The sequence below is a fragment of the Acidobacteriota bacterium genome, assembly GCA_028875575.1.
Lineage (GTDB): Bacteria > Acidobacteriota > Terriglobia > Versatilivoradales > Versatilivoraceae > Versatilivorator.
In genome coordinates, this window is sequence record JAPPDF010000030.1 from 48,830 (window position 1) to 61,462 (window position 12,633).

Below are 12,633 nucleotides of genomic sequence, written 5' to 3' on the forward strand. Positions count from 1 at the left end.
CACCCCCCACTCCCGGGAAGTCCCCATTGGAAGATCTTCAGCGACTCAATCGGCTGGCCGAGTCCGGCGGGGGCAAGAAGCGCCTGGAGCGGCAGCACGCCGCGGGCAAGATGAGTGCCCGCGAGCGCATCGATCTCCTGCTGGACGCGGAGTCCTTTCAGGAGATGGACAAATTCGTGAAGCACCGCTGCCAGGATTTCGGGATGGAGGGCCAGGAGATCCTAGGAGATGGGGTGGTCTCGGGTCACGGCCGCATCGACGGGAGGCTGGTATACGTTTTTGCCCAGGATTTTACCGTCTTCGGCGGTTCCCTTTCGGAGACCAACGCGGCCAAGATCTGCAAGGTGATGGAGTTGGCGATGAAGGCCGGCGCCCCCATCATCGGTCTCAACGACTCCGGGGGGGCCAGAATCCAGGAGGGCGTGGTCTCGCTGGCCGGCTATGCCGACATCTTCCTGCGCAATACCCTGGCGTCGGGGGTCGTCCCCCAGATCTCGGCCATCATGGGTCCCTGCGCCGGGGGAGCCGTCTACTCACCCGCCATCACCGATTTCGTGGTCATGGTCAAGCAGAGCAGCTACATGTTCATCACCGGCCCTGAAGTGATCAAGGTGGTGACCCACGAAGAGGTCTCGAAGGAAGAGCTTGGGGGGGCCATGACCCACAACTCACAGAGCGGCGTGGCCCATTTCGCCGTCGAGGACGATCGGGAATGCTGCCGTTTCATCAGGGACCTGATCTCCTATCTCCCCTCCAACAACATGGAGAGCCCTCCGCGCAAGGAGACCCGGGATCCCGTGGACCGCTCCGAAGCGAGGCTCGACAGCCTGATTCCGGCCGAGTCCGATCAGCCTTACGACGTCAAGGAGATCATCGGCGCGGTGGCGGATGACGGACACTTCCTGGAAGTCCAGGCGCTCTTCGCCCGCAATATCGTGGTGGGATTTGCCCGGTTGGGAGGTCGTCCGGTGGGAATCGTGGCCAACCAGCCGGCGGTCCTGGCCGGATGCCTGGACATCGACGCTTCCATCAAGGCCGCCCGGTTTGTCCGGTTTTGCGACGCCTTCAACATCCCGCTCATCTGCTTTGAGGATGTCCCCGGGTTTCTTCCCGGGACCTCGCAGGAATTTGGGGGGATTATCAAGCATGGGGCCAAGTTGATCTATGCCTTTGCCGAGGCGACCGTCCCCAAGATCACGGTGATTACCCGGAAGGCCTACGGGGGGGCCTACTGCGTGATGGCCTCCAAGCATCTGCGTACCGACGTCAATCTCGCCTATCCCACTGCCGAGATTGCAGTGATGGGCCCCGAGGGCGCCGTCAAGATCGTCTATCGCAAGGAGTTGGCGGCGGCCGCCGATCTGGAGGCGGAAACGGCTCGGCGGGTCGAGGAATTCCGGGAGAAGTTCGCCAATCCCTACGTCGCGGCAGGACGGGGCTTTGTCGACGAGGTGATTCGCCCGCGTGAAACCCGTCGAAAGTTGATCAGCGCCTTGGCGATGCTGGAGAACAAGCGCGACACGACACCTCCGAAGAAGCATGGGAACATTCCTCTTTAGTGAAGTTTGAAGTGTGAAGTGTGAAGTGGGAAGGGTGGAGAGAGGTTAGCCGTGCCCGCAGTGGGGCAGGTCAATCGAGAAGGATTATAAATTGAACATGGATGCACAGGATAATCAGGACGCGACGCTGCTGCACACGAGGCTGACTCCGGCGATGATCGCGTACGGACTTGCGGATGTTTAGGACTGCAAGCCCACCGTCTCCAGAAAAATCCTGTGCATCCATATCAAAAAACGATCTGCCCTTGCGTGACTTTGAACCGGTTTCCAGCCACCAGGCGCAGGCGTTTGTTTCAGGTAAACCTCGCCGGTGCTTGAAGATGACCCGCGGAAAAAAGTTTGGCCTGTTGGCGCCTCTGGCCTTGGCGAGCGTGCTGGTCTGGGGCTTTCGGCCGCTTTTTGCCTTCGACTCCAGCCGGATAAAGATACTTTCCGACCCCAACCTGGACGTGATCTACCACACCCTGGCCCACTTCAACCTTCCGGGGGACCGCTTCAATCTTTTCTCCGAGGACTACGTTCGGCGGATGGGCCAGGCCAAGCGCGACCTGGAGGTGGGGGAGACTCGGCTGGATCGGGAGGCCGCGGCATTGGAGCAGCCTTACCGGCAACGCCCCCGTCTTCGCTTTCTGATCCAGGCACCCTTTCTGGCGGACGACCTTTCCTCCTTCAAGCAGGCCCTGGCCCTGATCGACTACGATTTCCGCACCCGGACCGTTCCGGTCGGCCCCAAGGGCCAACGCAGGAAGGAACCCTTGATGTTCGGCAACAGCCGCAGGTTGATTCCGGTCTTCAGAAACCACTTTCAAGCCCCCCAGGAGCGGGCGTTTGCCAAGCGGTTCGCCGGCTGCCTGGAGGAGGAGCTCTCGCGTTTCTACATGCTTTATCGCGAGGCCCGAACCGAGTGGGACCAACAAGGCATGCAGTGGTTCACCAGCTTTTGGAAGTCACAGGGCATGAGCATCCTGGAGCCGTGGGCTTCCAGGTCCGAAGTGACCCAATTCAAGGTGTTCCTGACTCCGGTGATGAAGGGGAGGGGGCTGGGCGTGCCGGTGGAACAGGGCGGCGAGGTTCTGTTTCACGTTCTGACCCCACTGCCGGAGAGCCGTCAGGAGGCAATGCACTCCTTTTTCGTGCTGCTCTATGAAACGACGCGCCGTTCCACCGACGCGCTGGCGGTCTTTCCCGGTTCCTCCAGCCCCTCCAACCGGGACTCCATGGAGTCGAGGGTCCGCAAGAATGCCGCCCTTCTTGCCGGCCACCTTTATCTGAAGGCCCGATTCCCCGGGGTCCACCGATCCTATCTGAACTTTTTCCTGAAACTGCCGGCCGGGAAGGCCTCCGATGTGGAATCGCTGGAGCCTCTGTTCGCTCGGCAATTCCCTCTGAACCCCGCCTCCCGAAGGCGGGTGGAGGCGTTCGTTGCCCGGCTCCCTTGAGCAGCCGTGCCATCTGCGACCATGTTCTCGAAGATCCTGATCGCCAACCGGGGTGAGATCGCTGTCCGCGTCATGCGTACCGCCCGCGAGATGAATATCGCAACCGTGGCGGTCTATTCCGATTGCGACCGTGCGGCCCTGCACGTGCGTCTGGCTGACGAGGCTCACGGGCTGGGTGCTTCTCCTTCGGTGGAAAGCTATCTGAATATGGACAGGATCCTGCAGGCGGCCGAGGCCAGCGGCGCCGAAGCCATCCATCCCGGTTACGGGTTTCTGTCCGAAAACGCCGAATTCGCCCGCCGCTGTCAGGACCGCGGGATCTGCTTCATCGGTCCTCCACCGAGAGCCATGGAGTTGATGGGGGAAAAGACGGCTGCCCGAAGATTGGCCGCACAGGCAGGGGTGCCGGTGGTGCCGGGCACCGGACCGCAGCTCGGAGATAGCACGGAAGCGGAACGGGCGGCCCGGGACATCGGTTTCCCGATCCTGGTCAAGGCGGCGGCCGGTGGAGGGGGAAAGGGGATGAGGCTGGTGACCTCTCCCGACCACTTGGCCTCGGCCCTGCGGGACGCCAGCTCCGAAGCTCGGAGCGCTTTCGGGGATGCGGCGGTCTACCTGGAGAAATACCTCCAGAGCCCCCGCCATATCGAGTTTCAGGTCCTGGCCGACAGTCACGGCAACACCCTTCACCTGGGAGAGCGGGAGTGCTCCATCCAGAGGCGCCATCAGAAAGTCATCGAGGAGTGTCCTTCGCCGGTCATGACCGAGGCCTTGCGGGACAGGATGGGCCGGGCCGCCGTCAGCATGGCTCAGGCGTGCGGATACCGCAATGCCGGAACCGTCGAATTCCTGGTGGATGAGCGACAGGACTTTTATTTCCTGGAGATGAACACCCGCCTCCAGGTCGAGCACCCCGTCACCGAGATGGTCACCGGGCTGGACCTGGTGAGAAAACAGATTCAGATTGCCGCTGGACAACCCCTGGGATTGAATCAGGAAGAAGTCTCCTGGCGCGGCGCCGCGCTGGAATGCCGAATCTATGCCGAGGATCCCGAGAAGGGTTTTCTCCCTTCGCCGGGGCTGATCCGGAGCTTGCGGCAGCCCTCCGGCCCCGGCGTCCGCGAAGACAGTGGTATCTACCAAGGGTGGGAAGTGCCCGTATTTTACGATCCGATGCTGTCCAAGCTGGTGACCTGGGCGGAAACCCGCTCCGAGGCCGTCAGCCGCATGGATCGGGCCTTGGCCGAGTACCGGATCTCGGGGATCAAGACGACCATCCCCTTCTTCCGGACCATCCTTGCCCATCCGAAATTTCTGTCGGCGGAGCTGAGCACCGACTTCATCGAAAAGTTCTATCGTCCCGACCGGTCTCTGGCCGGCCGGGAAGAGTTGCGGGAGGTGGCGGCTATTGGCGCCGCCCTCTATGCCAGCCGGGGTCGAGCCTCGAACACCGGCCGCGCCGACCCGCAGGAAAGCCCGTGGAAGTTGTGGGGGCGCTGGAACGGGCTGCGGAGATAGGCTTCGAGCGGAAGAGGGGAGGCGCCCGGTGGAGCGGGTCGTAGCCACTTACGAGCTGGTGCTGGAGGGGCGGCGCCGAAAGCTGCGCCTGGAACGTTCCGAGAGTGGCGCCCGGGTGGAGCTCGGTGGGAAAATGCTTGAAGTCGACGTCTCACAGTTGTCGGAAGATGCTTTTTCCCTGATTCTGGAGGGCCGATCCCACGATGTCAGCGTGAGTCCGAATGCCGGTGGATTTCAGGTGATCGTAGATGGAGAGAGTTTCCAGGTGGGTCTGGTCGACCCGCGACGGGACAGCCCCTCGGCCTCCGGGAGGACGGAAGCCGCCGGACCCGTGGCCGTGTCGGCCCCCATGCCCGGGAAAGTGGTCAGGATCCTGACGGCCGAGGGAGAAGAAGTACGCCAAGGGCAGGGGCTGGTTGTGGTAGAGGCCATGAAAATGCAGAACGAGCTGGGGGCTCCCAAATCGGGCAGGATTCGGGCCGTTCGGGTGGCGGAGGGCCAGGCGGTCAACGCGGGCGAACCGCTGGTGCTGGTGGAGTGATCCGGCCCGGGGTCAAAAGAGTTGTCCACGAGGGGGCGCGAAGGACCGCGAAGGGACATGAAGAATGACTTCTCTCCGTCGCGGAGAGGCGCCCGTGACGAGCCATCGGAATCGGATCAACCCAGGCCGGGGTGACCCGGGACAATTCTTTCCAATCCGTTCAGGTAGGGCTGGAGGTCGGGGGGTATCGCCACGCTGCCGTCCGATTGCTGGTGGTTTTCCACCAGGGCGACCCAGGTGCGTCCCACGGCCAGACCCGATCCGTTGAGGGTGTGAACGAATTCCGGCTTGGCCCCGCGTTCCCGCCGGAAACGGATGTTGGAACGGCGGGCCTGGAAGTCCACGAAGTTGCTGCAGGAGGAAATCTCCCGGTAGGCCTGCTGACCCGGCAGCCAGACCTCCAGATCGTAGGTCTTGGCCGCGGAGAATCCGAGATCGCCGGTGCAGAGGGTGACCACGCGGTAGTGGAGCTGGAGGCGGCGGAGGATTTCTTCGGCGCTCCGAGTCAGGTTTTCCAGCTCGGCATAGGAGTTCTCGGGCCGGGTGAAGTTGACCAGCTCCACCTTGTTGAACTGGTGCTGGCGGATGAGGCCCCTCGTGTCCTTGCCGTGGGCGCCGGCTTCGCTGCGGAAGCAGGGAGTATAGGCCGTCAGCCGAATGGGCAGTTGGTCCGCCTGCAGCGTTTCTCTCGCATAGATGTTGGTAACCGGAACCTCGGCCGTGGGAACCAGCCAGTAATCCGTTTCTTCCAACTTGAACAGATCGCCGGAGAACTTGGGGAGTTGACCCGTCCCCGTCATGCTGGTCGAATTGGCCATGAAGGGGGGTAGCACCTCCAGGTAGCCGTGTTCCCGGGTGTGAACGTCCAGCATGAAGTTGATCAGGGCCCTTTCCAGGCGGGCCCCCGCTCCCGTGTAGAGGCTGAACCGGGCCCCGGCGATCTTGGCGGCGCGCTCCAGGTCCAGAATGCCCAGGTTGGTTCCCAGGTCCCAGTGGGCACGGGGTTGAAAGTCGAAGTCGGGCTTTTGGCCGTGGGTCCGGATTTCGACGTTCTCGGAGGCATCGGCGCCGACCGGGACGCTGTCGTCAGGGAGGTTGGGCAGGGCCAACTGCAGGCTCTTGAGATGTTCCTCGCAGGACCGCAGTTTTTCGTCCAACTGCTTGATCCGAAGCGACAACTCCTTCATTTCCGCAATCTTGTCCGAGGCGTCCTGTCCCGCCTTCTTCAGGGCAGGAATGGCCTGGTTGTTGCGGTTGCGTCGATGCTTGAGCTGCTCGGTCTCCTGCAGCAACTGCCGTCGTTGCCGATCGAAGTTCTCCACCTCCTCCAGCGGCGTCGGGGTGTGGCGCTGGACCAGCTTTCGACGCACCAACTCGGGGTGATTTCGGATGTAGACCGGATCCAGCATAGGGCTCAGTATAGAGGAGGCGCCGAAAGACAGGCAAGGACCGGCCCTGCTTCACACTCCCCACCGCATCAGCCTTCGCCATTCGGCGCTGCTTTGCGACGTCGCGATTGCCCCCCTCCGCATCAGCCTTCGCCTGCGGCTCGGCTTCTGCGACTCCCCCTCAAGGGGGGAGTGATTCTTGAGGCCAGCAAAAGACGCACGAGTATCACTCCCCCCTTGAGGGGGAGTCGGTGAGACAAGGGCTGCGCCCGCAGTCGAACCGGAGGGGGGCATACGCGGCGTTCCTTCGACCACACCGAAGCCCGCCGTCGAGCCGGTGGGGGGCAACGCTACGCCCCGTGAATGACTATCGGTGGCTTCGGCACTTCCGGTAGGCGGCGACTCAGGAACCGGACGCTGAAACGCACTGACTCTCACGAGGGAGGTCAGTATCGCCGCCGCAACTGCGCAGCGGCGGGTGAGTCGTTTCACTGTAACAGGAGGGATCGCTCAGGATGCGGGTTACCAGGTGAGTGTGCAGGGCGTGACCTGCCTTGTGGGCCACTACGCGAGCCAGCAGCGGCTTGCCGATCAATGCCAGGTCGCCGATTCCGTCCAGCACCTTGTGCCGGACAAATTCGTCGTCGAACCTCAGAATGTCGTTCAGGATACCCTGATCGGTCAGGACAATGGCGTTGTCGAGAGAACCTCCTCGAACCAGACCCTTTTTCCTCAAATCTTCCACTTCCCGGTAGAAACCGAAAGTGCGAGCCGGCGCCACCTCCCTGGAGAAGACCTCGGGCGAGGCCTCGAAGTCGAAGCTCTGTCGACCGATCATGGGATGGTCGAAGTCGATGGTGTAGCTGATCTGCAAGCGGTCGGACGGATAAACGGCGATGCTGCGGTCACGGTCCTGGATCTCCAGGGCCTTTTTAACTTTCAGATAGCGGCGCCGGGACGACTGCTGCTGTAGCCCGGTGTGGGCGATCGCTTCCACGAACTCCAGGGCGCTCCCATCCAGAATAGGAACTTCCAGGTTGTCGATTTCGATCAGAGCATTGTCCACACCGAAGATGTAGAGCGAGGAGAGCAGGTGCTCCACGGTGGAAATCAGGACTCCCTGCTTCATCAAGGTAGTGGCGTAGGCCACTCGGGCCACGTTTTGCACCACCGCCTCGATCTCGAAGTCGTCCAGATCCACCCGGCGAAACCTCAATCCGGTGTCGGGAGGAGCCGGCACGACTCTCACTCGCACCGACTCGCCGGTGTGCAGGCCCGGGCCGGAAAATTCGATCGGGCCGGCCAGCGTTTGTTGGGATTCCATGAGGTGGGTTTCTTTCTGACCGGACAGGTACGTCCGGCATTGTCAGCGTCAGCAAGTCTCTTGCCAAAAGAGGGAGTCTGTGGTCAAGCCGTTGATAATCGGTTCCTTACAGGCTTGTTCCGGGGATCCGTCCCGGCCGGGCCCTGTGACCCGGATGCAACACACCAACCAAGTTTTCGTGCTCCATTGCCAACAGTCCCACGGTAATCCGGATGCACCCAGGGATCTCCCGCGCCGCAGCTTGGCGCCCTGGCGTCCGTCCCCCACCGCATCAGCCTTCGCCATCCGGCTCGGCTTCTGCGATTCCCCCTCAAGGGGGGAGTGACAGTGTTCTACTGGAAGCCTTGTGCTGGCCTCAAGCACTCCCCCCTGGAGGGGGAGTCGGTGAGACAAGGGCTCCGCCCGCAGTCGAACCGGTGGGGGGCAAACACTCCGGCCTCCCTTCGCTCGTGTGCCCCTTCGGGCAAAGGGAACTGCCGCTCTTCGGTGGGTTGTGGTGCTGGGAAGCCAAACTCGCCGCGGCAATCCGGAAGGCTGTCCCTACGGACCCACCCGCCGAATCTTAACTGATAAGGGTTGACTTCCGCCGCTGGAGTCCGCATAATGTCTGATGCTAAACCGGACCAAATTGGTCCGATATGGGCCGTCCATGTTAAGACTTTCAAAAAAAACAGACTATGCCCTGATGGCTCTCATCCACCTGGCCCAGAGTTCCGGCCGGGTTGCCTGGAGTGCGCGCGAAATCGCCCGGTCCTACAACATCCCGCCGCACCTGATGGCCAAGGTGCTGCAGAGGATGGCGCAGAGCGGGATCGTGGTTTCGCATCAGGGGACCCGCGGGGGTTACGCCCTGGGTCGGCCTGCCCACCTGATCAATGCTGCCGAAGTGATCGAATCGATCGAAGGGCCCTTTTCCATGACGAGTTGCGTATCGGAGACGGGCTACTGTCTGCAGTTCGAGAAATGCACCATCAAGAGTCCGCTCCAGTTGCTCAGTGACAGCGTGGTGCAGATGCTGAGACGGATGACGGTGGCCCAAATGAGCCTTCACGGCCTGGGGGCGCCGAACTCGAATCGGGAAAAAGATCCGGCTCGCAGCCGAGCGGAGCAAGAAGAGAACTTCTCGCAACTGGTGCAGTTGCGGGGAGATCCACGCGCCTGAGCACCGCACGCGCCGACCTTCCATCTTTCGGTTGGCGGGCGAGCGGCGACGACGCTTAAGGAGTCGACATGCCTTCAGCCAACGAAACCATTCAGGAACTGGCCAACCAGGAGTACAAGTACGGGTTCGTCACCGACATCGAGTCCGATGCCATTCCCCGAGGATTGAACGAAGAGGTCGTTCGCACCATCTCGGCCAGAAAGAACGAGCCGGACTTCCTGCTGGAGTGGCGGCTGCGGGCCTACCGGCACTGGCTCACCATGAAGGAGCCGGCTTGGCACAATGTCCACTATCCGCCGATCGACTACCAGGACATCATCTACTACGCCGCCCCCAAGAGCGGCAAGGACGGCCCCAAGAGTCTGGACGAGGTCGATCCCGAGCTGCTGCAGACCTACGAAAAGCTGGGGATTTCCCTGCAGGAGCAGGAGCGCCTGAGCGGCGTGGCCGTGGATGCCGTCTTCGACAGCGTTTCGGTGGCCACCACCTTTCGCGAGAAGCTGGCGGAGCTCGGCATTATCTTCTGTTCCTTCTCGGAGGCCGTCCAGAGCCACCCGGAGCTGGTGAAGCAGTATCTGGGCTCGGTGGTTCCCTATACCGACAACTTCTTTGCCACGCTCAACTCGGCCGTGTTCAGCGACGGATCGTTCTGCTATATCCCCAAGGGGGTTCGTTGCCCCATGGAGCTCTCCACCTATTTCCGCATCAACGCCAAGGACACCGGGCAATTCGAACGCACGCTGATCATTGCCGACGACGACAGCTACGTGAGCTATCTGGAGGGCTGCACGGCGCCCCGCAGGGACGAGAACCAGCTCCACGCGGCGGTGGTCGAACTGGTAGCCCTGGACCGGGCCCAAATCAAGTACTCGACCGTGCAGAACTGGTATCCCGGGGACAAGGAGGGCAAGGGAGGCATCTACAACTTCGTCACCAAGCGGGGCAAGTGCCGGGGAGTGGAATCCAAGATCTCCTGGACCCAGGTGGAGACGGGCTCGTCCATCACCTGGAAGTATCCGAGCTGTCTCCTGCAGGGGGATCGCTCAATCGGCGAGTTCTACTCGGTGGCGGTCACCAACAATTTCCAGCAGGCCGACACCGGAACCAAGATGATCCACATCGGCCGGGATACCCGGAGCACCATTGTCTCCAAGGGGATATCGGCGGGCCATGGCCAGAACACATACCGGGGGGCGGTCAAGATCCTCAAGGGCGCTGCCGGGGCTCGCAACTATTCCCAGTGCGACTCGATGCTCATGGGGGACGCCTGCGGCGCCCACACATTTCCCTACATCGAGGTCAAGAACAGCACGGCTCAGATGGAGCATGAGGCCTCGACCTCGAAGATCGGGGAAGACCAGATTTTCTACTGCAAGCAGCGAGGCATTGAGGCGGAAGATGCCGTCTCCATGATCGTGAATGGCTTCTGCAAGGAAGTGTTTCGCGAGTTGCCCATGGAGTTTGCGGTCGAGGCTCGCAAGCTGCTGGGCGTCAGCCTGGAGGGCAGCGTCGGATAACCGTCCAGCTCAGCTGCGCCGGTGGGGAGACAGACTAAGGAGGAAGGGGAACGCGGTGCTGAAGATCGAAGATTTGCACGTTGAAGTGGAGGGGAAGCCGATTCTGAAAGGGGTGAACCTGGAAGTGGCTTCGGGAGAAGTGCACGCCATCATGGGTCCCAACGGGTCGGGCAAGAGCACGCTGGCCCAGGTGTTGGCGGGCCGGGAAAGTTTCGAAGTGACCCGGGGCAGGGTTTTCTACAGGGACCGGGACCTGTTGGACATGGAGCCCGAGGAGCGGGCCTGCGAAGGCGTCTTCATGGCCTTTCAATACCCGGTGGAGATCCCTGGAGTGAGCAACGTCTATTTCCTGAAAGCCGCCATGAACGCCATCCGCAATCATCGGGGCGAGGAAGAGCTGGACGCCATGGAGTTCATGAAGGTCGTTCGGGAAAAAATCAAGCTGGTGAACCTGGACCAGAGCTTCATCAGCCGTTCCGTCAACGAGGGTTTCTCGGGCGGCGAGAAGAAGCGAAACGAGATTTTTCAGATGGCGGTGCTCGACCCGACTCTGGCCATCCTCGACGAAACCGACTCGGGACTCGACATCGACGCCCTCAAGACGGTCGCCGACGGCGTCAACGCCTTGCGCCGGCCCGACCGCGCCATCGTGGTCATCACTCACTACCAGCGGTTGCTGAACTACATCGTGCCCGATCGCGTGCATGTGCTTTCGGGCGGGGAGATCGTCAAGTCGGGGGACAAGGATCTTGCCCTCGAACTGGAAGCCAGGGGCTACGGTTGGATCGAAGCTCAGGTTGCCGTGACACCGGCTGAGAGACACGCATGAATCGAAACCCGGCTGAATCGGCCCCCGAGCAGCAACGCTACCTGTCCCAGTTCGACTCTTTTTCTCGCCGCCAGTCGGACCGCGACCCTGCCTGGCTGACTGAGAAGCGCCAGGCGGCGATCCGGTGCTTCACCCGGCACGGATTCCCGACCACTCACCATGAGGCCTGGCGTTTTACCAGCCTCACGCCGCTGACGCGGACTGCCTTTGCTCATGCCGGCGCTACGGATTCCCGGCCCTCCCCGGTTGGCCTGGACTCCCTGACGGGAGCCGACTCTTCGGCCTGCCGGCTGGTTTTCCTGAACGGACGATTCTCTCCGGAACACTCTTCTCTCGGCGAGCTGCCGCCGGGCGTTCGGGTTCAGGGAGCGGGGCAACTCCTCAACGGGGAAACCCCTTCCGTCCGGCAGGCACTGGGTCTCTACGCCGGAAACGGGGAAGAAGTCTTCGCCGCCCTGAATACGGCTTTCCTGCAGGATTTCGCCCTGGTCCATCTTCCCGGAAACACCGTGGTGGAGCAGCCCATACACTTGCATTTTCACTCGGGCAGCGAAGGGGAACCGGTGGTTTCCTATCCGCGATGCCTGGTGCTGGCCGGCGCCAACAGCCAGGCCCGCATCGTGGAAAGCTATTCGGGCGCCCCCGACTCCCTTTACTTCACCAACACGGTGACCGAGTTGGTGGCGCGGGAGGGTGCGGTCGTGGAGCACTACAAGCTGCAGCAAGAGAGCCTCAGGGCCTTTCATATCTCCACCATGCAATTTCAGCTCGGACGCAGCGCCACCGTATCTTCCCATTCCATTTCCCTGGGAGGAGCCCTGGTCCGCAATCACGTCAACGCGGTCCTGGATGGCGAGGGCGCCGAAGCCACCTTGAACGGCTTCTCTCTCACGACCGGCAAGCAGCACGTGGACAACCACACCTCCATCGACCACGCCAAGCCCCATTGCAACAGCTTCGAGCTTTACAAGGGGATCCTGGATGACCGTTCCAGCGGGGTCTTCAACGGCCGCATCATCGTGCGGCCCCACGCCCAGAAAACCGATTCGAAGCAGACCAACCAGAATCTGCTGCTCTCCGAGGAGGCCCTGGTCAACACCAACCCCCAGTTGGAGATCTATGCCGACGACGTGAAATGCACCCACGGGGCCACCATCGGGCAATTGGACCCCCAGGCCGTCTTCTATCTGCAGTCGCGGGGGATCGGCCGGGAGGCTGCCCGCCAGCTCTTGACCTTTGCCTTTGCCAACGACATTGCCTCCCAGATCCGAATCGAGCCCATTCGCGCCCGGCTGGAGAAGACGCTCTTTCACCGCCTGGCGGAGAAGGGACCCAAGGGGTGACCCGGATGAGGAG

At 62.0% G+C, this 12,633-nt stretch carries 10 protein-coding genes; 8 read left to right on the top strand and 2 right to left on the bottom strand.

Annotation, left to right across the window (positions count from 1 at the left end):
• Positions 1-26 precede the first annotated feature (26 nt).
• From OXI69_03870 to OXI69_03885, 4 genes are all read left to right on the top strand, one after another.
• Complete coding sequence (locus OXI69_03870) at positions 27-1,559, top strand: methylmalonyl-CoA carboxyltransferase (GenBank protein ID MDE2665268.1); 1,533 nt, start codon at positions 27-29, stop codon at positions 1,557-1,559.
• 320 nt (positions 1,560-1,879) lie between these two features.
• Positions 1,880-2,998 carry a hypothetical protein gene (locus tag OXI69_03875; GenBank protein ID MDE2665269.1) on the top strand — a complete coding sequence of 373 codons (1,119 nt, stop codon included), beginning with the start codon at positions 1,880-1,882 and terminating at the stop codon, positions 2,996-2,998.
• A gap of 21 nt (positions 2,999-3,019) precedes the next feature.
• Positions 3,020-4,516: an acetyl-CoA carboxylase biotin carboxylase subunit gene (gene accC, locus OXI69_03880; protein ID MDE2665270.1), complete on the top strand. Its 1,497-nt coding sequence runs from the start codon at positions 3,020-3,022 to the stop codon at positions 4,514-4,516.
• 28 nt (positions 4,517-4,544) lie between these two features.
• Complete coding sequence (locus OXI69_03885; protein MDE2665271.1) at positions 4,545-5,057, top strand: biotin/lipoyl-binding protein; 513 nt, start codon at positions 4,545-4,547, stop codon at positions 5,055-5,057.
• 116 nt (positions 5,058-5,173) lie between these two features.
• On the opposite strand, the gene serS is transcribed toward OXI69_03885, so the two are convergent.
• Both serS and lpxC read right to left on the bottom strand, forming a co-directional pair.
• Complete coding sequence (serS, locus tag OXI69_03890; GenBank protein MDE2665272.1) at positions 5,174-6,466, bottom strand: serine--tRNA ligase; 1,293 nt, start codon at positions 6,464-6,466, stop codon at positions 5,174-5,176.
• Positions 6,467-6,848: 382 nt separating this feature from the next.
• The gene (lpxC, locus tag OXI69_03895; protein MDE2665273.1) at positions 6,849-7,769 is read right to left on the bottom strand and encodes a UDP-3-O-acyl-N-acetylglucosamine deacetylase; all 921 of its coding nucleotides are present in this window, start codon (positions 7,767-7,769) and stop codon (positions 6,849-6,851) included.
• Between the two features lie 649 nt (positions 7,770-8,418).
• On the opposite strand from lpxC, the gene OXI69_03900 reads away from it, so the two are divergent.
• From OXI69_03900 to sufD, 4 genes are all read left to right on the top strand, one after another.
• Positions 8,419-8,931: an Rrf2 family transcriptional regulator gene (locus OXI69_03900; GenBank protein ID MDE2665274.1), complete on the top strand. Its 513-nt coding sequence runs from the start codon at positions 8,419-8,421 to the stop codon at positions 8,929-8,931.
• 68 nt (positions 8,932-8,999) lie between these two features.
• A complete protein-coding gene (gene sufB / locus OXI69_03905) occupies positions 9,000-10,448 on the top strand; it encodes a Fe-S cluster assembly protein SufB (protein ID MDE2665275.1) in 1,449 nt (482 codons plus the stop codon).
• A gap of 55 nt (positions 10,449-10,503) precedes the next feature.
• Positions 10,504-11,277 (top strand): Fe-S cluster assembly ATPase SufC, encoded by a 774-nt coding sequence (gene sufC / locus OXI69_03910; protein MDE2665276.1) that lies wholly within the window; start codon positions 10,504-10,506, stop codon positions 11,275-11,277.
• On the top strand, positions 11,274-12,620 hold the full coding sequence (sufD, locus tag OXI69_03915; protein MDE2665277.1) for a Fe-S cluster assembly protein SufD: 1,347 nt from the start codon (positions 11,274-11,276) through the stop codon (positions 12,618-12,620). The genes sufC and sufD overlap by 4 nt, the downstream gene beginning before the upstream one ends.
• The last annotated feature ends 13 nt before the right edge of the window (positions 12,621-12,633 follow it).